Here is a 19,720-nt window from a genome sequence, read left to right as displayed (position 1 = left end):
CTGGTGTAACGTCCTGAAATAATAACACTTTCAGCCGCTTTCTATTATCCCCTGTGAGAAATTCGGGTTAGTACGTCTTGAAGCGGTGGGGTTGGCGACAGAATCCACCTTTGATATGCCTGTGACCCAGGCCGAGTTAGCGGATGCGACAGGTATGACGCATATTCACATGAATAGAGTACTCCAGGCGCTTCGTACTGATGGGTTAATTAGTAATAATAAAAGCCAGATAACCGTACCTGATTGGCAAAAACTAAAGGAAGCGGGGGAGTTCGATTCTTTTTATCTGCATTTAGTGTCAGAAACAGCATAAGATTGATTTAGCTCTTTTTTTCTACTTCTATTTTGTCAATTTTCTAATAGGGTGAGTATAATTCTCTTTTGAATTTCGCAGGAAAATGTTGCGTATTTTTTATCTCGCTTTATGTACGTAAGAAATCCAAAAGAATGGAGTAAGGTTTTTGATTTTAGTTAATATTATATAGCTATTGTGATGCCGCTTTGTTCATTTAGCCAGCATAAGAGGGGGCAGCTAAACGTTTCAGTTAAACAAGGTGCTTGGCCAGGTGGCATTTTCTTGCAAAGGTATCTGTATTGTCTACCTTGGAAAATACTAGGCAGTGATTTCACACTTTCAGGGATGTAGGGCTGCCTTGGTTAGTAGCGTCCCTAACATTCCCCAGCAAGACTTGGGCTGATGTGCAAGAACACAAATGGCCTGGATCGAACTGAACAGGTCATTCTAAATCACTGACACAGCGGATAAGCCTGAGGTAATCAAGGAGCGGTGAAATGACTTCAGTATTTATCAATCGCATTGCCACTGCTGTTCCAGACTTTGATATACATAACAAATTTATCGAATACTGCCCGCGCCTGCTGCCGGATAAGCGTTCGGTAAAAGTGTTTCAGCGGATGGCAGAAAGGGCGCAGATAGAGCATCGATACTCGTTCCTGGAACCCCATTTAGATGAAGATAAGTTGGACGTAGAAGGCTTCTATAAAAATGAAGCATTTCCTGACACTCAGGCGCGCATGCAGTTTTATGAACGCTTTGCTTTCATCTTGGCGAAGCGCGCACTGGATCAACTTGATCTCTCTGACACCACCCACTTGGTGACCACTACCTGCACTGGCTTTTATGCGCCGGGGTTGGATCATCAATTGATTCATCATTATGGGTTACCAGCGAATATCGAACGCACTAATGTCGGCTTCATGGGCTGTTATGCTGCTTGGCCGCAGAAACTGAGTGCAACACCTTAAAATTTTAGTAAGGTGTTGGATTTATGGCTTATACAGAACTCAGTATCGAAGAGCGTTCCACCATTCAGGTCAGTCTTTGGCAGGAGATGAGCCTCCGACAAATAGCCAATATGCTGCAACGATCTCCATCCACCATCAGCCGCGAAGTACGTCGCAATCAAACTCAGCGCGGTACTTACCATGCTCGTCATGCACACACCCATCGTTGTGCCAGGCGTGTTGCTTGCCGCCCTAAGCCCAAGCTGCTTCTGGGCAGTGGTCGCTTTGAGCTGGTCATGTATATGCTCCGCCACCGCTTGTCTCCAGAGCAAATCGCAGGCAAGCTCCGACGCATGATCATGCCCCGATTTGAAGATGCTTACGTTTGTCGCGAGACGATTTACAGCGCCATTTACGCGTTACCTGTGGGTGAGCTTAAGAAAGAGTTGATCCACTGCCTTCGCCAAGGTAAATCAACGCGTAAACCTCGTCGTGGCCAGGTTGATCGGCGTGGGCAAATACCCGATATGGTGAGCATCCACCTTCGACCACCAGAGATCGAAAGGCGTGCCATGCCAGGACACTGGGAAGGCGACTTAATCAAAGGTAAGAACAATGCCTCTGCGGTTGGCACGCTAGTCGAACTAAGCAGTGGATACGTCATTCTAGCCAAACTCAACGATGCAACGGCCACCTCGGCGGTGGAAGGGTTTAGCGCAGCGCTCAACCGGATGCCGCTAGCGGCGCGTAAAAGCATGACGTACGACCAGGGGCGGGAAATGGCCAAACATGCGGACATCACCCAGGCAACGGGCGTTGCTATCTACTTTTGTGATCCACATAGCCCATGGCAACGGGGTAGCAATGAAAATATCAACGGCCTGATACGACAGTATTTACCGAAAGGAACCGATCTCTCTCGGCACACTCAAGAAGAGCTAGATGCTATTGCGCTACAGCTGAATATGCGACCTCGGAAGCGATTTGACTTTAGGTGTCCGATTGAAGTGCTGGGTGAGCTGTTAGCGAAGCATCAAGACAATCCACCCGCTGTTCATTAACGAGTGTTGCACTCAGAGTCTGCATCCAACCCCTGTCTTTAAGCCCTGTCTTTAAACCCTATCAATAAGCCCTGTCGTTAATCGCCGTTAGAGCGGGCAGTTAGAGCGTGCAGATAGGAGCAAAGTTAAACTCTAAAATTTGTTAACCTTTTTACTCCATCCCCCAGTCCCGTTCTGTACTAGGCTTGATAGCACGCCCAGTTTAAAGGAGAGGCCACATGGATAAGGAGGTCATCGATGCTATCCGAGCCAAAGAGCAGCTACCGGAAACGATGACGGATAGCGAAATTGCCCAAGAGTATAAAGGAACCTACACGGCGGCAAGGGCGGCTATTAGCTTGGATCATAAACCACTGGATCAAGTATTGGCTGATACGATGGCGAAGATTTTTCCTTTTATGCGTAAGAAGTAACCGCTGTTCAACTCATCGGCTCTCGCGTGGCTAGAGCGTCCCATAAAGTTAGTGATGGAAATGTCATTCACATGGAGGTAACTCATGACACTCACGGCATTCGCAATTAATTGTACCCTTACACCTTCACCCGCCGAGTCCTCTTGCGAGCGGCTTATAGCTGAGACGCTAACAGAGCTTGAGCGACACGGTGTCACCGGCGAGCAAATCCGCGCAGTCGATTTTAACATCAAGCTAGCTGACAGCTAGACGCGTTAGGCGGGGCGAAGGGGGGCTTGCTATCGGAACTCACCGAGTAACTCCCCCATTTGTTGTTCCGAAAGCCGATTATTGGCCATGTAGTAGACGATATCGCCATCTTGTAGTGGGCGGTCCGTGGCAGGGTTGAGCATGTTGCCTTCACTATCGTCCTGGTTACTAGCGAGTCCTAAAACGGTGGCGTTGCAGATCTTTTTCGCTTGTATAAAAAGGTCGCCAAAAGTGACACCAGTAGGCGGGTTACTTATCTTCGTTTGATACTGCGTAGCACCGCGATCGACGGCAAGTAGCTCATTAACTACTCGCGAAATACCGGCATCTGAAGCGGAGCGTACCAGCATTTCAAGTGCTAGCGCTTGGGTGCATTCGATACCGGGTAAGGTGCGACGTAGCATCGCTGCGGTGTCAGGATTTGCGCAGTGGGCGACAATATGGGCACCTTTCCCTTTTAGGCTGTAGGCACTCAGTGCGACAGTGGCCACCCGATCATCGCATGTGTCATAAATAATAATACGGCTGGCGTTCTTAACCCCCGCCCGCTTGAGAAGATCAGCATTGGAAAAACTCTCGCCTTTAATAAACTTCAGATCGGCTGGGCGTGGATTGCTCATCTCTTTGGTAACGCAAAGCACTATTTCGTCAGGTAAACTTTTGTCGGCTTTAAGAATATCCAAGATACGTTCTGTGGTTTCGCCGTGCCAGCCGATAACGAGGGTATGGCCGGTTAGGTGGCTAAAATCGCCTTTTCCTTGCATTTGCAGTCTCCAAAAAACTGAAAGTGTGACAGTGGCTTTACCAATCAACGCTGCAAACAGCGAAATGCCGCCTGGAATGAGATAGAGCGTGGTGATCCATTTGCCGGCCACTGTTTCGGGGCTGAAATCACCGAAACCGACGGTGCTGGCAACCACCACATAAAAATAAACCCAATCGGTAATGGAGTCGGCCATTGCTTCGCCGACCATGGAAAAAAACGCCCACGTAGTGCCCATGTGTGCGAGCACTACTAACAGAAGAAATGTCCATGAGATTTGAAGAGTTGATGCTTTGAGGACGCGAAGCAGTCGCTGAATTACAGGCATTTAGGTCTCTTAGAGTAATAAGTGCGCATAGTCTTTGTTTGGCGCGGAAGTCGAGAATGGAGTATTTAAGCGTATATGGAATAAACAAAAAGGGCCGCTAGTAGCGACCCTTTGTTATTTATAAGCTGTAGCTGCTCATAAATAGTAGTGATTAGGCGAAGCGCTTGGCAATCCAGGAAAAAGCGCTTTCGGTAAGTGATTTTTTACCGTGGTGCTCGCGGTGCTGACTCCAGACCATACCGCCTGATACTACCGCAAGGCTCATCAACATGCTGGCAAGAATAAGTTCATTCATGGCTTACTTTCCTCATCTGAGGTTTTGTCCCGCTCTACATAACCATAGCCGAACGACCCGACAAAGATCAAGAGTATACCCAGTCCCACGCCCATCCAAACATTATCGGTGTTTAAGCTGGGATTAGTGACTACCCAGCCCGCGGTGAAGCAAGTGGCCACTACGATCACACCCACGTTGCGTGTCGCTTCCAGGAACTGCTGCCGGGTTGCTCTGGCGCCTATTCTCCTGCGTACTGCAGAGGCCCTGCGTTCCTGTAAGCTTTTTGTTGAGCCTAGCGCGTAGAGCCTCTTGCGGGTCTTTACCATCATGAGGTTCTTTCAAGCGACCACCCATTACTTATTTAGCAAAGTTCATCAAGCAAAAACGACCCAACAACATCGGGTCACGGTTATTGATCATCGCCCATGGAACGTCGCGCTGAACCTAGAGGTCATAACAGTTGTGTTCATTTACCAGGATAAGCATATGGATCGTGTATTTGCATGGGACCATCACCACAATCGAGTCGTTTATCGAATTCCTGGCCATCATTTTGACGATGGCAGAGAAGACAGTGATCTTTCACCCGTGTGGTTGCCTGCAGAAGTCTCGGATTTGCCAGAAGGCGTGGCCGTTGAGGACCTGCGTACCGTCTCGGTTAAAGATTAACAGGTACGAATAATCAGTTCGATCCAACAAGCGGAATGGAGGCCAAAGTGGCCTCCACCGCTATTGTTAGGCATTTATCCAGCGAAGCTCAAGTAACGTCATATTGCTCATTGAGCTGGCGCACTTCTCGATCAGCCTCAGGCTTCGTTGCACAGCGGTGTCTAACAAGCTCGCCATCTCTATCACTTGCCTCACGCGTATCAACCACCCACCATTCGGGCTGTGAATCAATCTCGGCACCTTCCTTGACAGCTCTGTAGACGATAAACGTCGCCATAATCCTCTCCTTGGTTTTTGAGTCACCTTCACTGTAGACCATCTTTGTGAAAGGCGGGGCTGGGAGGGCGACATCTGTCGCTTAAAGCGATTGTGTTTAGTCAACAATCGGCTACTATGCGATTAACGTTAACTCTCTGGAAAAACCGCCATGTTAAAAGGTCTGATCGTCTGTTTTGCGGTGTTATTTGCGCAATTGGCGGTGCTGCATGTGATTGATGCTCGTCTCTATAATTCCTCCCAGGATATTCGTCAAACGGCGATTACCGCAGTGACGCCGCATAAAGACGAAACCGATGACGAAGAAGAAGCGCAAAGCTGAAAACGAGCATGACTTCCCTGGCGGCGAGAGTGCCGTCAGGGAAGTCCTCAAAGCCTCTGGTCCAGCCAGGCATTGAAGGCAGTCCATGAGCGTTGGTCGGCACGTTCGTGGTAAGCATCGCTACCAAACACGCTGAAAGCGTGCGGAGCGCCCGAATAAATACCCACCTCATAGGTGATCCCTGTGGTTTCCAGTTTCTCCGCCAGGTTGGCAACATCCTCCAGGCTTACGGAGCTATCAGCACCGCCATGGGCGATGAAAATGGGAGGCGTCTCGCTGGAATAGTCCTGGCCCTCCGGTGTCGTTAGCCCGCCGTGAAAACTGGCATAAGAAGCGATATTATCTGCCTCGCCAGAACGGGCGATCTCTAGTGCCACTGCACCGCCAAAACAGTAGCCCATGATCACGGTTTGTTCGGCGGCGCCCTGTTCTCTTGCTTGCGCCAAACCGCCCAGCGTTAGGGCACGCATACGCTCTCGATCTTGGTAGAGGCGGTTAGTAGCCGCTCGCTTATCGTCGACCGCCTGGGGGCGGTTGCCTGCACCATAGAGATCAACAGCAAAGACGTCGTAGCCCCGTTCGGCCAACATGTCGGCGCGCTGGCGCTCATAGTCATCCAGGCCATCCCAGTCATGAACGATCAGTACGCTGCCCTTTGCGTTATTTCCTCCAGTGATAAAATAGCCTTGAAAGTCCTCTCCATTCACGCTGTACGAGATATCTTCACCCGCAGGGGAGAATGCTAAAGCAGGCAGTGCCAGGGCCAAGAGAGTTAAAGTACTGCCAGAAAGTAGAATTTTTTTCATAGTAGCGTGTCCAATTGAGTGTTCAGGAAGCATAGACAATGTTTGCTAAGCTGATTCAACGTTGAATAACCATTGGCGAAGAAGAGCGTGTGAAATAGACAAAGGCTTGCGTCTGGAACTCGGTAACGGCATGCTTGTCAGTTGTTGGAAATACCATTAGGGAGCATGAACACATGGCTTACAACGATTCACGTATGGCACGTCCCCAGTCGGGCGGCGTTGCTAATAGTGTTAGTACTAACAAGGTGTTGCGAAACACCTACGCGCTACTGGCAATGACACTGCTGTTTTCGGCAGTAACCGCAGGTGCCGCAGTTGCCCTCGGTATTCAACAGATGAACATCTTTGTGTTCTTCATTGGTGCCTACGGCCTGATGTTCCTTGTCCACAAAACCGCTAACTCTGCAGCGGGTTTGCTGGCAACGTTTGCCTTCACCGGCTTCATGGGCTTTACGCTAGGGCCGATCCTTTCTGCCTACTTGACCCTGCCTAACGGCGGTGCGCTGATTATGAACGCGTTGGCCATGACCGGTCTGACGTTTGTGGGTCTATCAGCGGTAGCACTAACCACCAAGAAAGACTTTAGCTTCTTGAGCAACTTCTTGATGGCAGGCGCCATCGTGTTGATTCTTGCCATGATTGCTGGGTTCTTCTTTAATATTCCTGCGCTTTCACTGATGGTATCGGCTGGTTTTGTGCTGTTTGCTTCAGCTGCCATCCTGTATCAAACCAGCGAGATCATTCACCGTGCTGGCGAAACCAACTATATTCTCGCCACCGTGACGCTCTACGTTTCGATCTACAACTTGTTTGTGAGCCTGCTTTCAATTCTGGGTATCATGAGCAACGATTGATCTCTGGGAGCTCTACTAGATGATATGACAGGCCCTATTTTTAGGGTCTGTCTTTTTTTTAGGGTCACCGTCACTAGGTATTAACAACTAGGTATTAAAATGATGCAGTACGGCTTATTGGTAATGGGCGCACCGTACAGCAGCCCGGCCCCTCACTCTGCATTGCGTTTTGCCCATGCCGTGCTGGCGCGCGGGCATCAACTCGCAGGTGTTTTTTTCTATCACGACGGCGTTCATAATGCCTCTTCTCTGATGGCGCCACCGCAGGACGAACTCAATATGCACGACGCCTGGGCTGAGCTGCACCAGCAACATGCGGTCCCCCTGGACGTCTGTATCGCCGCTGCCCTGCGGCGCGGGTTGATGAATGAGTCGGAAGCGCAGCGTCATGGAAAGCAGGCGTATAATCTCTCACCTCCCTTTGAGTTGACCGGTCTTGGCCAGCTGCTTGAGTTGCAGCAACGTGCCGATCACCTCATTACTTTTGCTTAAAAGGAGACCCCATGGCGACGCCCAACGCGCTGTTAGTGATTATTCGACACGCTCCGCACAACTCAAGCTGGTTGCGTGAAGGGTTAGATGCTGCCTTGGTGGCTGCGGCGTTTGGCCAGCCCGTACATCTACTGTTCATGGGACAGGGGATACTGGCTTTGCTGAAAGATCAGAGCAGTGGGGCTGCCGGGCAAAAAGCGACGCTGCCCACTATCGACATGTTGGAAATGTACGATATTGAGAAACTATGGGTAACGGAAGAGGCATTGCAAGGCATGCATTTAACCACGGATGCCCTAGTAGAAGGAGTGACCCTCCTAGCGGAACAGCAAGTGCCTGGGTTATTGCAGCAGCACAGCAACATTTTTAATTTTTAGTGGGGCTACTATGATTCTACACATCCTCACCAAAGCGCCTGATAGCAGTGCAGCTGCTCAAATGCAGCAGGCGGTAGGGGCGCAGGATAGCGTGCTATTGATTGAAGAGGCGGTCACTGCTGTGCTTGCCCCTGCCTGGGAGGCTTGGGAGCAGTGCCCTTCGCGAATCTTCCTGTTATTGGAGGACTTGAGGTCACGTGGTCTTGCCAGTATTGCGGCCGAGCACCAACTGCCTACCCTGGAGATGGACGGCTTTGTAGTCCTTACGGAGCAATACACAAAGACAGTTACTTGGTATTAACTCATGTCAGATCCAAAAATATACCGTTATCTTGATTCAGAAAAAAGATGGAAGCTGGATCCGGAAGGTTACCTAGTTGATCAATCAAAATGGAACGATACCGTCGCTAACCTGATGGCAGAAGAGGAAGGCTTGCCGCTTACGCCTGCTCACTGGGAAATCATTGAAGTCGTTCGGGCGTTCTACCAACGCTACGAAATGGCGCCGGCCATGCGGCCACTCGTCAAGGCAACGAAAAATGCGTTGGGAGAGGAGAAGGGGCGTTCGATTTATCTTATGCAGCTCTTTCCTGGCAGCCCGGCAAAAAGGATTGCCCGCCTAGCCGGGCTGCCCAAGCCTACCAATTGCCTATAACGCACTATTTGCGTTTCCTACGCCACGTCGCCACGGGTACAAACTGACAGCACCACTGCGTCGTCTTGGCTGGTGGAAACGAGCGCATGCCCCATGTCGCTATCAAAGTAGATGCTGTCACCCTCTGCCAGTACCAATGGGGCGTAGAATTCGGTGTAGAGCATGATATCGCCATGCAGCACCATCAAGAACTCTTCGCCATCATGGCGCACCCACTGGTGATACTCGTCGAAGCTGCGTGCCCGCACAATGGTTTTGAAAGGAATCATACGTTTCTGGGCTAGTTGATGCCCCAGCAGCTCGTGCTCGTAAGTCGGCGTAGGGTGTAGCTGGCCTTTTCCTTTCCGGGTCAAATCGCGCCGCCCCATGGTGTAACGCTCCCGTTTAGGTGGCGTCAGCAGTTGGGGTAGGTCGATGTTGAGACCGGTGGTCAGCTTCTGTACCACGCTGAACGTAGGAGAGACTTGATCATTCTCGATTTTAGAGAGCGTCGAGCGGGCAAGCCCCGTGCGCTGGCTGACATCTTCCAGAGTCCATTGATTGGCAAGACGGATTTGCTTGAGCCGTTCGCCCAGGCGCAGCGGCTCAACAAACGGTTTGCTTCCCGATGCGATACGCAGCGCGGCATGCTGTTCAGAAGTAGCGGTCATAAATTGTCAAATTGGCTGCGTTGGCTTGGGCTAGAAGTAGCTATAAAACGCCCATGATATCACAGCCGTCAGGCCGCCAAGAGTGGTTGCCAATCAGATGCCAGCACTAGGGAACCTCTGCATAGGGCAGACCCAGCAGTGCTTTGAGATGCGCCTCTACACCACTGGCCAGCGACTTAGGGTTATAGCCGCCCTCAAGTACCGAGACAATTCGGTTGTCGGCATAGAGTGTCGCGATCTCCATTGCCAGATGCGTTACCCAATAGAAATCTTCGTCCTCTAGGCAGAGATCGCCCATCGGGTCATCCCGGTGGGCATCGAACCCAGCGGAAATCATGACGAGATCAGGCTTGAAGGCGTGCAGGGCAGGCAGCCAATGGTTTTCCACTACGCGACGGAACTCGCGTCCGTCGCTACCCACTTCCAGTGGGGTATTGACGACGTTTTGCCACTCACTGCGCAAATAGCGCCAGGGGTAAAATGGGTATTGGAAACTGGTGCAGATCAGCACCTCTGGGTCATTTTTGAAGATATCGATGGTACCGTTGCACTGGTGCACATCAAAATCGAGGATCGCGATGCGTTTGGCGCCATACTTGGCCCTGGCATGAGCCGCGCCTACGGCAATATTGTTGTAAAAACAGAACCCCATGGCATCGCTGGCTTCGGCATGGTGGCCGGGCGGCCTTACGGCACAAAATACGTTATCCGCCTGACGTTTAAATACCTGGTCAACACCACGAATGACCGCCCCCGCAGCCACGCGCGCGGCTTTCAGGCTGTTAGGGTTCATCATGGTGTCGCTATCTAGCGTAACAATGCCCTCGCTGGGCAAGCACTTTTCCAGAGCGCGCAGATGACGCAAGGGATGTACCCTAGCCAGGGCTTCTTCGCAGGCTTCTTTGGCATCTGCCTGCATGGTCTGCTGTAATAGACCAGCAAGCGATAGGCGAGCGCGAATAGCCTCCAGACGCTGAGGGCTTTCGGGATGCTCCGGCCCCATATGGTGCAATGAGCAGTCTGGGTGGGTAAGGTAGGCGGTAATCATTCAAACGCTCCATTATTATTGATGCCACCTTAATCGCCTCCATGCCCTACGCGACAGTGTCAATAAGTCGTACAGCCGCTATTTAGTCAGGGGAGACTCATTCGTGAGCACGCGCTTTTTACACCATTTCTTTGAACCTCATACACTAGCGGTGTTTGGCGCCTCTGAAAAGCCCGCATCGCTGGGCGGTTTAGTGCTGAGAAATATTCAAGAGGGCGGCTTCAAGGGGGCGCTCTGGGCGGTCAATCTCAAGGGGTACCCGCAGGTATTTGGCGCCCCCTGCGTGAGCCGGGTGAGTGAACTGCCTGAGGTGCCTGATCTGGCCGTGGTCTGCACGCCTATCGAGGGCGTACCTGACCTGATCAAAAAGCTTGGTCAGCACGGCGTCAAGGCTGCCCTGGTGCTCTCCGGAGGCGCCTATCTGGATCGCGACAAGGGCAACAAAGGCTCGATTCGTGAACGCATGCTGAGTGCGGCACGCGTCTCCGGTATTCGTGTGCTGGGCCCGGAGTGCATGGGGTTGATTGTGCCGGGTAAAAAACTCAACGCCTCGTATGCCAGTCAGCCGGTGAAGGCAGGTAAGGTCGCCTACCTTGGCCAGTCCGGTATGCTTGCCAATGCGATGATCGATTGGGCCGCGGGGCGGGATGTCGGCTTTTCACATCTGATTACGGTTGGCGACAGCGTTGATGTGCTGCTGCCGGATCTAATCGATTACGTTAACCAGTTTTCTCCCGCGCAAGCCATATTGTTGCATCTGGAGCGGATCAGTGACGCTCAGCACTTTATGACCGCCGTACGTGACGCCTCACGCAACCGTTTGGTGCTGGCCATCAAAAGCGGCCGTACACCAGAGTCGGATATTTCCGGCATGGCACCGACGCCTGGTATCGCCAACCGCGACGTGGTGTTTGATGCCGCTTTTGCCCGTGCGGGCGTTGTGCGGGTTGATGACTCCGACGAACTGCTCGACGCGCTGGAAACCCTCTCGCGAATGAAGCCGCTGAAGGGCGACCGCCTGGCGATTGTCTCGAATGGTTTAGGTCCTGCCATGCTGGCCATCGATAAATTGATCAGTGCCGGCGGCAAATTGGCTGAATTTAGCGCCGAAACCCAGGCTGCGCTACACCGTAGCGAAGTCGATATGAGTAAACCAGGCGAGAATCCGGTGGACCTGGGCGGTAACGCCTCACCCGAGAGGTTTGTCCAGGCACTGGAGATTGTCGCGTCCGACGCCAACGTAGACGCCGTATTAGTGGTTCATGCCCCCACCCGCATGGCCCCTTCGCTGGTGACGGCCCAGGCCTTAATCGATAACCGCAAGAAGTTTCGCCGCAACCTGCTGACTAGTTGGATGGGCCTAAAAGAGGCACTCAACGCCAGACACGCCTGTAATCTGGCCGGAATTCCGACCTATATTTCGCCTGAAAAAGCCGTCAAGGCGTTTATGCATATGGTGATTTACCAGCGCGTTCAGGCACTGCTGCAGGAAATCCCGCCCAGCTTGCCGTTTTCAACCAGCCCGGAAATTCGTGCCCAGTGCCGCATGTTGATTAAAGGGGCAAAAGAGCAGGGCAGGCAAACGCTGACCCACTCGGAAACCGCGCAGGTGCTTGAGGCGTATGGCATTCCAACCGCGCCGAGCGTCTATCTAGCCAACCCGGACGAAGCGCTTGCCCGAGCGACCGAAATCCCCGGCACCAAAGCGCTTAAGGTGGTTCATGAAGGCAACTGCCGCCCTTATCGCTACCGTAAACATCCGCATAAAATTTCGGCAGGCCTGCTGCAGGATTTGGAAACACCCGAACAGGTTGCTGAGGGCGTGCGGCGGCTGGGCGAGAAGGTCGCCGAGAAATTCCCCGAGTATGCGATACGCGAATACTGTTTGCAGCCTATGCAGCGTGGCAAACACTCAATGCAAATTTGCGCCGGTATCACTCGCGACCCTGTGTTCGGGCCCCTGATCGTCTTTGGTATCGGCGGCTACAAGGTTAACGTGCTGGCTGACCGCCAAGTAGCGCTGCCACCGCTTAATATGAGCCTGGCAGCCGATGTGGTGGGCCGAACCCATGCCGCTTCGCTAATCCGTGAACACTCCGCTGATCCTGATCGCGATATACAGCACCTGTGCCAAATGCTGGTGAAACTATCGCAGATGGCATCGGATTTGGGCGATTTGCGTGGGCTGGAAGTGAACCCATTGCTGCTCAATCGCGATGGCATGGTCGCTGTGGATTTCGCCATGGATCTTGGTACGCCGTCGCGTTTTGCGATCATGCCGTATCCAGAAGAGCTGCGTGAATGGGTGACACTCAAAAATGGCTGGAAGGTGGAAGTAAGACCAATTCGCGCTGAAGATGCCCACTTGATTACCACCTTCCACCGCCAGTTGTCGGAAGAGAGTATTCGCTTCCGCTACTTCCACAATAAGTCCAATCTTACTCAGCGCGATCTGTCGATCCTGTCGCATATCAATTATGACCGCCAGATGGCGTTTATCGCCGAACACTTGAGCGAAGATGGCAGCAAGGAAATGCTAGGGGTAGTGCGGGTTTGGAACGACCCGGACAATATCCGCACCGAGTTTTCGGTCATCATTCGTGATGATCTACAGGGGCTGGGCATTGGCAGCCTGCTGATGAATAAGATGATTGCTTACTGCACCAACATCGGCACGCTGGAAATGATCGGCAAAATCATGGTCGACAACCACCCGATGCGGGCCTTGATGAAACATCTGGGATTCAAGAGCCGTTACAACATGGAAGAGCAGGTCATAGATGCCGTGCTGCGTCTCAACGAACCCGAAAGCGAGTGGCAGCGGCACCGCCTGGAAAGTTTGCCAGACTAAGATGCACAACCCAAAAGGCCTGCGTTTTATCGTCAGGCCTTAGGCGTATCGTGTTGGTTTATGGCGCCAGCCGGAAGCGGCCCCATTCGCCACCATCGCGGCGTTCAAAGCGCAGCCGGTCGTGCAAGCGGCTAGGCTGACCCTGCCAAAACTCGATCATTTCCGGTTCGACGCGATAGCCACCCCAATGGATAGGGCGAGGGATGTCCTGACCATCGTAGGCTTGCTCGAAACGGTTTTGGCGCTCTTCGATCCAGTTGCGATCGGGAATCACAACGCTCTGAGTCGCAATCCACGCGCCTAGCTGGCTGCCGCGTGGGCGGCTGGCAAAGTACTCGTCGGACTCTTCGGCTGACACCGGCTCAACGGGGCCTTCGATACGCACCTGACGAGAGAGCGAAGGCCACCAGAATGTCATGGCAGCGAAGGGGACATTGCTCAACTCGCTGCCTTTATGGCTATGGTAATTGGTAAAAAAGACCATGCCACGCTCATCAAACCCTTTTAATAGTACTACCCGGGCGTGGGGCCTGCCTTGGCTGTCAACGGTGGCAAGCGTCATGGCGTTACCATCCTTGCCCTCTTTTTCCAGCGCAAGAGTGAACCACTCATCGAATAACACGAATGGATCGTCAGGTGCCTGGGATTCATCAAGCCTGCCGCCTTCATAATCACGCCTGATATCGGCTATATTACGTGTCATCGAATGCTTCTCCCTTGAATTTAATCCATGTTCGCTGGTCTGCCTTTAAAGCTCAAGTGATCGCCATCAATGAATGTTTAACGCAACTATTCACGACGGTCACTTCTCCCGTAGAGACAAACTTGGTTGCGACTAACTGTCCCGCATTCTATGAGAAAGTTAGAATTAATGCGAAGCTGTCTCACCCAAACGGGCTCACCACCGGTTAGCTCATCACTGCTGATAGAGGAAAGGGCTATGCGTGGCAAGGTAGCAATTGAAGTATGGGATAGTTGGATGCGCCTGTTTCACTGGGGATTGGTGCTGGCAGTGTTGATCTCATTTTATACCACCAAGACCAGCGGTGCGCCTTTTCTCTTTCCCATTGAGGTACACGCCCAGGCAGGTTACCTGATACTCGGTTTGCTTGTCTTTCGCTGGTTATGGGGCGTGCTGGGTAGTGTCTATGCGCGATTCAAGACATTTTTGTATCCACCGGCTAAAACAATGGCCTATTCAAAGGCACTCATCCAGCGACAGCCGAGTGCTTATGCCAGCCATAACCCGTTAGGCGGCTGGATGGTGATGATCATGCTGCTCTCGCTCACTTTTCAAGCAGTCAGCGGTCTGTTTTTGAGCGACGACATTTTTTTTCAGGCGCCACTCTATGGCTTGTTTGGGGAAGGGGCTAGCAGCCAGTTGCGAACCTTGCATCAGTGGAATAGCGATCTCTTGATCATCTTGATTGGGCTGCACTTGGTCGGGCTGGTGATGCATCGTCTGCTTGGAGAGCCGCTGTTAGCGGCGATGCTGGGAGGTACCAAGCGCTTTCACCAGCAGCCGATCGATGCTCACAATGAGCCGTTAACTGCCTCCATGCTGCGTTTACGAGCGCTGGGTGCTCTGCTAATAGCTGCTGGCGTCGTCGTATGGCTTTGGTTTTAACGGCTATTTATTGACGTAGCTGCCGGCTACGGAAGCGCGCATAGCCCATGCACCCCGCAAATAGAGCCAGCGAAACGGCCGCTTCTAGAAGCCCGCGCATACTTTGCCCAGGCAACGTTGCCAACATTATCCCCTGAGTAAAATAGAGCAGACTGACAAATGCAAGCCACGCATGACCACGGGCTCGCTGGCCAATGATGGAAGGCAGGAACAGTACCAGGGGCAGGACAAAGGCTAACACCGGGCGCCAGTTAAACTCGTCGCCTTGTACTAGAAAGCCTCGGTAAATAACCAGCACCAATAAAATAGCAAAGCTGGCCAACACCAGTTGGCGGGTTCGCTGTGTGAGCTTATCAATCCCATGACGGGCTTCTACGTCTTCTAACCACTGTCTCATAATGCCTCCTGACGCATAGCGTGCAGGGCAAGGGCGAGCCGCGCTAACCGTTTGCCCTGGGCCACGCATAGCGCGCGCTCGTGCTCATCCAACGAGCGATCACTGCGAGTACCGGCCAAGTGACTGGCACCGTAGGGTGTGCCGCCGGTGTGGGTTTCCAGCAGCGTGGTTTCACTGTACGGCACGCCCGCATAGACCATGCCATGATGTAGGAGTGGTACCAGCATGGTCAGCAGTGTGCTTTCTTGGCCACCGTGCAGGCTCGATGTCGAGGTGAAAGCGCAGGCGGGTTTATCAATCAGGGCACCGTTCATCCATAGGCTGCTGGTGGAGTCGATGAAATATTTAAGTGGCGCGGCCATATTGCCAAACCGGGTAGGGCTGCCTAACGCCAACGCGCTGCAGTTGCGCAGGTCATCCAGGTCAGCATAAACAGCCCCTTCAGCAGGAATTTCGGGTTCAACGGCTTCACAGGTAGTGGACACCGGCGCCACCGTGCGCAGCCGTGCCTGAATGCCGGGCACACTCTCTACACCCGCGGCAATTTGCTGCGCCATGGTGGCCGTTGCCCCTGAGCGGGAGTAGTAGAGCACCAAAACGTACGGAGTCATTTCACTCATCATTATTCCTGGCTAGGATCATGGAAGCTGTCACGCGAATAGCACATAACATGGTTGCCTATGGTACCAGAGCTATTGGTAAGTCCGCGTCTGGTACAAACGTATTTTCTAGCGTCGGTAAACGTAGATAAACCCAGGCGCGTCTGCCATCGCTGAGGGTGATTTCCATTCGCTCATAACGAATACCCAGTCGTTCATAGCGGTCAAGGCGGGCCAGTTCTTCGGCATCCACATGGAGCAGCAGGCCTTCTACATCACTCCCAGGCTGGGGGGAAAGGTCCAGCCCATCGCGCTGGTACTCTTCCAGAGTGGCCTTTTCAGGGTCGCCAAAACTGCCCATAACCACAAAGCGAATGGGCGCGTAGCGCAGCGTGCCGTAAACGAAGACCTGATGAGGGCGCTGTTCGATGTCGGCCAGATCCTCCGGACGGTCGTAAAACCACGGGCTCAGCATAGTTAACCATAACCATCCCGCTAGACTGAGCAAACCCACGCCAGCGATAACAAAAAGGCGTTTAAGCCACACCATTTTAGCCAAACCAAAGCGCCTCGGATTGATGATGAAAAAGTGGCTGCATAGCTTGGCGTGCCAACGTGGTGAAAACAAGCTCTATAATTTAAGCCCCATGTTTTGAGCTCTATGCTTCACATCCTGAGTAATCGACTTATTTTATCTGCTTAAGCAAAGTGGTCAGATTTGCTAGGCTATCTCTGTAACATAGATGGTCTTTTGATCCTGCCGGAGGAGCCTGCAATGAATCAGCCACTTCGTGATGATATGGATTTTCGTGATTTAATCGACGATGTTAAGCCACTACCACCAAGCAATCGTGCAGACCCTGGCGCTAATCGCAAAAGGCCTTCTGAGGCGCAGCTGGCTCGCCGTGAATGGGCGGAAGAGGAGATGGGGGCGCGCAACTTTCTATCCGATGATTTTGTCGATTTGATTCCTCCGTTCGACCCGATGGAGTATCGCCGCGAGGGAATTCAACAGGGTGTTGTCGATAAATTAAGGCACGGCGGCTATAGCGTGCAGTCGCAGCTACATATGCTACGCCGCCCCTTGAGTGAGTGCCGCCGCCTGCTGTTTCCATTTATTCAGGAAGCGTACGCGCACGATTTACGCTCGGTACTGATCGTTCACGGCCGTGGGCGTGAAATTGACAGCCCCGCCAATGTGCTGCGTTCGTACCTAGCCAAGTGGCTCAGTCAGTTTGAGGAGGTGCAGGCGTACGTATCGGCACAGCCTTCAGAAGGGGGACTAGGCGCTACCTGGGTGATGCTGCGTAAAAGCGCTCGCGCTAAAGCTAATAACCGCGAGCGCCAGCAGAAAAGGAAAGGATAGATACAAAAGTGCTCCTCATTGAGGAGCACTTAATGCTGGGTTGATTATCAAGCGTAAGACAACGCCTTGTCGGGCGCTTTTTGACGCAAGCGAAATAGTGGTTCGGGCTGATCAGTGGCGGGCTGGTAAGCACGGCTGAAGATATGCAAGTTGCGTAGGGCATCTGCAACCCACTGATCTTTTCTAAGCGAGAGACCGTCGAATCCGCAGCGCGTCATAAAGAACAGCTGATCCACTAGCACATCACCAATAGCACGCACTTCACCCTGGTAGGCATAGCGTTCGCGTAATAGGCGCGCCACACTATACCCACGACCATCTGTAAACTTAGGGAAATCGACTGCAATCAACGGCGCGTCTGAAAGGCGTTCAGCTAATTCGGGTGTCAGTTCGGTATCTGCCGGCAGCCAGGGCGCTGTGATCTTGCTATCGAATGCGCTTTCGAGCCATGTTGATAGCGGCACAATAACAGGTTCGTCAAGTGCGACTTCGGTTGCCTCAGGATCGAGTACCAGCGTCCAGCAGTCCTGGGCCTCTTGACCACGAAACAGATAAGGGCGCGAGCGTTCGGCCGACTCGCTCTCAACAGACAGGTTATCTTCAGAAGAAGGCTGATTAAGCATAAACGCGCTCCTTGAAAGGCTTCAGGCCAATACGGCGGTAAGTATCCAGGAAAGTTTCACCGTTTTGACGCTCACCTACGTAAACATTTAACAGCTTATCAATCACATCAGGCACGTTTTCGCGGCTGAATGATGGGCCAAGAATCTTGCCCAGGCCAGCATTATTGCCCTGGTCACCGCCAAGGGAAATCTGGTACCACTCTTCGCCTTTCTTATCGACGCCCAATATGCCGATATGGCCTACGTGGTGATGCCCACAGGCATTCATGCAGCCTGAAATATTAAGGTCCAAAGGCCCCAGGTCGTAAAGAAAATCCAGGTCTTCAAAGCGCTCCTGAATCGACTGAGCAACAGGAATCGACTTAGCGTTGGCAAGCGCGCAGTAGTCACCGCCAGGGCAGCAGATAAGATCTGCTAGTGTACCGACGGTCGGGTTTGCCAAACCCAGTGCGTCCAAATCGTGCCATAGCGCTTCCAGCTGGTCGGCGGGTACGTCGCCAAGCACCAGGTTTTGCTCATGTGTTACGCGAATCTCGCCGAAACTGTACGTGTCTGCCAGATCCGCTATCTGGTGCATATGCTCCCAGGTAACGTCGCCTGGCGAATGACCACTGCGCTTCAATGATAGCGTAACCGCTTTGTAGCCTTTGACTTTATGGCCCTGCACGTTGTTCGTCATAAAACGAGCAAAAGCGCGGTTTTCCTGACGCAGTGTATCAATGCGCGCAATGGCTTCATCACTCACCGGGCGGCGGTCAGGGTCGATAAAGTAGCCGGCAACCCGCTCGATGCTTTCATCTGTCAAGGTTTGCGGGCCATCTTTAAGGTGCGCCCACTCTTCTTCCACACGGCGGCTAAATTCTTCTGCGCCGAGTGCTTTAACCAGAATCTTGATCCGTGCCTTAAACTTGTTGTCCCGGCGGCCAAACTGGTTATAAACGCGAACCAGTGCCTCCAAGTAGGTTAGCAAGTGCTGCCAGGGCAAGTCCTCACAAACGACTTCACCAACCATGGGAGTACGGCCCAAGCCGCCGCCCGCCAGGACTTTCACGCGTACTTCACCGGCATCATCACGCCATAGACGCAATCCCACATCGTGAACCTGAATGGCAGCACGATCCTGCTCGGCACCGGTTACTGCGATTTTAAATTTCCGGGGCAGGTAAGCAAACTCAGGATGAAACGTCGACCACTGACGTATAAGCTCGCACCAGGGGCGTGGGTCGACTTCTTCGTCTGCCGCGATACCGGCAAACTGGTCTGTCGTGGTATTACGAATGTCATTACCACTTGTCTGGATTGCGTGCATTTGAACGGTGGCCAGCTCGGCTAGCATATCCGGCACGGTTTCCAGCTTGGGCCAGTTCAGCTGCAGGTTGGTGCGTGTCGTAAAGTGGCCGTATCCGCGGTCGAAATCACGCGCTAGATCGCCCAGCTTACGCAGCTGATAGGACGCCAGCATGCCGTAGGGGATAGCGATCCGTAGCATGGGAGCGTAGCGCTGAACATACAACCCGTTCTGCACCCGCAGAGGGAGAAATTCTTCGTCGCTAAGTCGGCCGGCAAGATAGCGATCCATTTGATCGCGGAACTGAGCAACGCGCTCATCAACCAGGGTTTGGTCGTGAATATCATAACGGTACATGTGGCACGATCCTGCTAAAAAGCGAAATGGTCACGTTGAGACGGACGTTAATGTAGCGTCACCTTAACGCGGGCGTCATATTCTACAAAAGAATATATAATTATCTTTTTATCACTAAAAGCTATTT

At 52.6% G+C, this 19,720-nt stretch carries 26 protein-coding genes and 1 pseudogene; 14 read left to right on the top strand and 13 right to left on the bottom strand.

What is annotated here, in order from left to right; genetic code table 11:
* Positions 1 to 67: 67 nt before the first annotated feature.
* The 4 genes and pseudogenes from CXF87_RS03880 to CXF87_RS03865 all read left to right on the top strand — a co-directional run.
* Positions 68 to 313, top strand: a pseudogene (locus CXF87_RS03880) (helix-turn-helix domain-containing protein); the annotation flags it as partial.
* Positions 314 to 792: 479 nt separating this feature from the next.
* The gene (locus CXF87_RS03875; protein WP_232774600.1) at positions 793 to 1,266 is read left to right on the top strand and encodes a hypothetical protein; all 474 of its coding nucleotides are present in this window, start codon (positions 793 to 795) and stop codon (positions 1,264 to 1,266) included.
* A 23-nt stretch (positions 1,267 to 1,289) separates the two neighbouring features.
* Positions 1,290 to 2,306: an IS30 family transposase gene (locus tag CXF87_RS03870; protein ID WP_101145547.1), complete on the top strand. Its 1,017-nt coding sequence runs from the start codon at positions 1,290 to 1,292 to the stop codon at positions 2,304 to 2,306.
* A 218-nt stretch (positions 2,307 to 2,524) separates the two neighbouring features.
* The gene (locus CXF87_RS03865; protein ID WP_101145546.1) at positions 2,525 to 2,719 is read left to right on the top strand and encodes a hypothetical protein; all 195 of its coding nucleotides are present in this window, start codon (positions 2,525 to 2,527) and stop codon (positions 2,717 to 2,719) included.
* A gap of 278 nt (positions 2,720 to 2,997) precedes the next feature.
* Here CXF87_RS03865 and CXF87_RS03855 read toward each other — a convergent pair whose 3' ends face one another.
* The 3 genes from CXF87_RS03855 to CXF87_RS03850 all read right to left on the bottom strand — a co-directional run bounded on the left by CXF87_RS03855 (position 2,998) and on the right by CXF87_RS03850 (position 4,665).
* Entirely contained in the window at positions 2,998 to 3,969 is a 972-nt protein-coding gene (locus tag CXF87_RS03855) for a potassium channel family protein (RefSeq protein ID WP_101145553.1), read from the bottom strand.
* A 241-nt stretch (positions 3,970 to 4,210) separates the two neighbouring features.
* Positions 4,211 to 4,354, bottom strand: a complete 144-nt coding sequence (locus CXF87_RS21530) for a hypothetical protein (protein WP_008957925.1) — start codon at positions 4,352 to 4,354, stop codon at positions 4,211 to 4,213.
* The gene (locus tag CXF87_RS03850; RefSeq protein WP_157826466.1) at positions 4,351 to 4,665 is read right to left on the bottom strand and encodes a hypothetical protein; all 315 of its coding nucleotides are present in this window, start codon (positions 4,663 to 4,665) and stop codon (positions 4,351 to 4,353) included. Before CXF87_RS03850 ends, CXF87_RS21530 begins: the two co-directional genes overlap by 4 nt.
* 157 nt (positions 4,666 to 4,822) lie before the next feature.
* On the opposite strand from CXF87_RS03850, the gene CXF87_RS03845 reads away from it, so the two are divergent.
* On the top strand, positions 4,823 to 5,005 hold the full coding sequence (locus tag CXF87_RS03845) for a hypothetical protein (RefSeq protein WP_101145552.1): 183 nt from the start codon (positions 4,823 to 4,825) through the stop codon (positions 5,003 to 5,005).
* An 88-nt stretch (positions 5,006 to 5,093) separates the two neighbouring features.
* On the opposite strand, the gene CXF87_RS03840 is transcribed toward CXF87_RS03845, so the two are convergent.
* A complete protein-coding gene (locus CXF87_RS03840; protein ID WP_101145544.1) occupies positions 5,094 to 5,282 on the bottom strand; it encodes a hypothetical protein in 189 nt (62 codons plus the stop codon).
* 150 nt (positions 5,283 to 5,432) lie between these two features.
* Here CXF87_RS03840 and CXF87_RS21725 point away from each other — a divergent pair, with 150 nt between their 5' ends.
* A complete protein-coding gene (locus tag CXF87_RS21725; protein WP_198555995.1) occupies positions 5,433 to 5,603 on the top strand; it encodes a hypothetical protein in 171 nt (56 codons plus the stop codon).
* Positions 5,604 to 5,650: 47 nt separating this feature from the next.
* On the opposite strand, the gene CXF87_RS03835 is transcribed toward CXF87_RS21725, so the two are convergent.
* Positions 5,651 to 6,409: a dienelactone hydrolase family protein gene (locus tag CXF87_RS03835; RefSeq protein WP_101145543.1), complete on the bottom strand. Its 759-nt coding sequence runs from the start codon at positions 6,407 to 6,409 to the stop codon at positions 5,651 to 5,653.
* Positions 6,410 to 6,582: 173 nt separating this feature from the next.
* Here CXF87_RS03835 and CXF87_RS03830 point away from each other — a divergent pair, with 173 nt between their 5' ends.
* The 5 genes from CXF87_RS03830 (at position 6,583) to CXF87_RS03810 (ending at position 8,787) form a co-directional block, all read left to right on the top strand.
* Positions 6,583 to 7,263, top strand: coding sequence for a Bax inhibitor-1/YccA family protein (locus CXF87_RS03830; protein WP_008957931.1), 681 nt, complete (start codon positions 6,583 to 6,585; stop codon positions 7,261 to 7,263).
* Positions 7,264 to 7,365: 102 nt separating this feature from the next.
* Positions 7,366 to 7,755 carry a sulfurtransferase complex subunit TusD gene (gene tusD, locus CXF87_RS03825; RefSeq protein WP_101145551.1) on the top strand — a complete coding sequence of 130 codons (390 nt, stop codon included), beginning with the start codon at positions 7,366 to 7,368 and terminating at the stop codon, positions 7,753 to 7,755.
* Positions 7,756 to 7,766: 11 nt separating this feature from the next.
* Positions 7,767 to 8,132 (top strand): sulfurtransferase complex subunit TusC, encoded by a 366-nt coding sequence (gene tusC / locus CXF87_RS03820; RefSeq protein WP_101145542.1) that lies wholly within the window; start codon positions 7,767 to 7,769, stop codon positions 8,130 to 8,132.
* A gap of 10 nt (positions 8,133 to 8,142) precedes the next feature.
* A complete protein-coding gene (tusB, locus tag CXF87_RS03815; protein WP_101145541.1) occupies positions 8,143 to 8,433 on the top strand; it encodes a sulfurtransferase complex subunit TusB in 291 nt (96 codons plus the stop codon).
* Between the two features lie 3 nt (positions 8,434 to 8,436).
* Positions 8,437 to 8,787 (top strand): TusE/DsrC/DsvC family sulfur relay protein, encoded by a 351-nt coding sequence (locus CXF87_RS03810; RefSeq protein ID WP_101145540.1) that lies wholly within the window; start codon positions 8,437 to 8,439, stop codon positions 8,785 to 8,787.
* 17 nt (positions 8,788 to 8,804) lie between these two features.
* Here CXF87_RS03810 and CXF87_RS03805 read toward each other — a convergent pair whose 3' ends face one another.
* Together CXF87_RS03805 and CXF87_RS03800 are read right to left on the bottom strand one after the other, a co-directional pair.
* Positions 8,805 to 9,437, bottom strand: a complete 633-nt coding sequence (locus CXF87_RS03805; protein WP_008957936.1) for a helix-turn-helix domain-containing protein — start codon at positions 9,435 to 9,437, stop codon at positions 8,805 to 8,807.
* A gap of 106 nt (positions 9,438 to 9,543) precedes the next feature.
* On the bottom strand, positions 9,544 to 10,485 hold the full coding sequence (locus tag CXF87_RS03800; RefSeq protein ID WP_101145539.1) for a histone deacetylase family protein: 942 nt from the start codon (positions 10,483 to 10,485) through the stop codon (positions 9,544 to 9,546).
* Between the two features lie 103 nt (positions 10,486 to 10,588).
* Between CXF87_RS03800 and CXF87_RS03795 the strand changes: the two genes are divergently transcribed.
* Positions 10,589 to 13,336 (top strand): bifunctional acetate--CoA ligase family protein/GNAT family N-acetyltransferase, encoded by a 2,748-nt coding sequence (locus CXF87_RS03795; protein WP_101145538.1) that lies wholly within the window; start codon positions 10,589 to 10,591, stop codon positions 13,334 to 13,336.
* A 58-nt stretch (positions 13,337 to 13,394) separates the two neighbouring features.
* Here CXF87_RS03795 and pdxH read toward each other — a convergent pair whose 3' ends face one another.
* A complete protein-coding gene (gene pdxH / locus CXF87_RS03790; protein ID WP_008957939.1) occupies positions 13,395 to 14,039 on the bottom strand; it encodes a pyridoxamine 5'-phosphate oxidase in 645 nt (214 codons plus the stop codon).
* A gap of 237 nt (positions 14,040 to 14,276) precedes the next feature.
* Here pdxH and CXF87_RS03785 point away from each other — a divergent pair, with 237 nt between their 5' ends.
* The gene (locus tag CXF87_RS03785; RefSeq protein WP_101145537.1) at positions 14,277 to 14,963 is read left to right on the top strand and encodes a cytochrome b/b6 domain-containing protein; all 687 of its coding nucleotides are present in this window, start codon (positions 14,277 to 14,279) and stop codon (positions 14,961 to 14,963) included.
* Between the two features lie 7 nt (positions 14,964 to 14,970).
* Here CXF87_RS03785 and CXF87_RS03780 read toward each other — a convergent pair whose 3' ends face one another.
* From CXF87_RS03780 to CXF87_RS03770, 3 genes are read right to left on the bottom strand one after another with little or no spacing between them, the layout of a single operon-like run.
* A complete protein-coding gene (locus tag CXF87_RS03780; RefSeq protein ID WP_101145536.1) occupies positions 14,971 to 15,360 on the bottom strand; it encodes a DUF2069 domain-containing protein in 390 nt (129 codons plus the stop codon).
* Positions 15,357 to 15,980, bottom strand: coding sequence for an NAD(P)H:quinone oxidoreductase (gene wrbA, locus CXF87_RS03775; protein ID WP_101145535.1), 624 nt, complete (start codon positions 15,978 to 15,980; stop codon positions 15,357 to 15,359). The genes CXF87_RS03780 and wrbA overlap by 4 nt, the downstream gene beginning before the upstream one ends.
* Positions 15,981 to 16,038: 58 nt before the next feature.
* Positions 16,039 to 16,509 (bottom strand): gamma-glutamylcyclotransferase family protein, encoded by a 471-nt coding sequence (locus CXF87_RS03770; RefSeq protein WP_101145550.1) that lies wholly within the window; start codon positions 16,507 to 16,509, stop codon positions 16,039 to 16,041.
* Positions 16,510 to 16,734: 225 nt separating this feature from the next.
* Between CXF87_RS03770 and smrA the strand changes: the two genes are divergently transcribed.
* Complete coding sequence (gene smrA / locus CXF87_RS03765; RefSeq protein WP_101145534.1) at positions 16,735 to 17,325, top strand: DNA endonuclease SmrA; 591 nt, start codon at positions 16,735 to 16,737, stop codon at positions 17,323 to 17,325.
* A gap of 47 nt (positions 17,326 to 17,372) precedes the next feature.
* Here smrA and CXF87_RS03760 read toward each other — a convergent pair whose 3' ends face one another.
* On the bottom strand, positions 17,373 to 17,948 hold the full coding sequence (locus tag CXF87_RS03760) for a DUF934 domain-containing protein (protein WP_101145533.1): 576 nt from the start codon (positions 17,946 to 17,948) through the stop codon (positions 17,373 to 17,375).
* Complete coding sequence (locus tag CXF87_RS03755; protein WP_101145532.1) at positions 17,941 to 19,593, bottom strand: nitrite/sulfite reductase; 1,653 nt, start codon at positions 19,591 to 19,593, stop codon at positions 17,941 to 17,943. Before CXF87_RS03755 ends, CXF87_RS03760 begins: the two co-directional genes overlap by 8 nt.
* Positions 19,594 to 19,720 lie beyond the last annotated feature (127 nt).

This window comes from Halomonas sp. MES3-P3E, from assembly GCF_002836035.1.
GTDB classification, from domain to species: Bacteria; Pseudomonadota; Gammaproteobacteria; order Pseudomonadales; family Halomonadaceae; genus Vreelandella; species Vreelandella arctica.
Note: the sequence above shows the minus strand (reverse complement) of the source record. Positions and strands in the feature narration are given on the sequence as shown.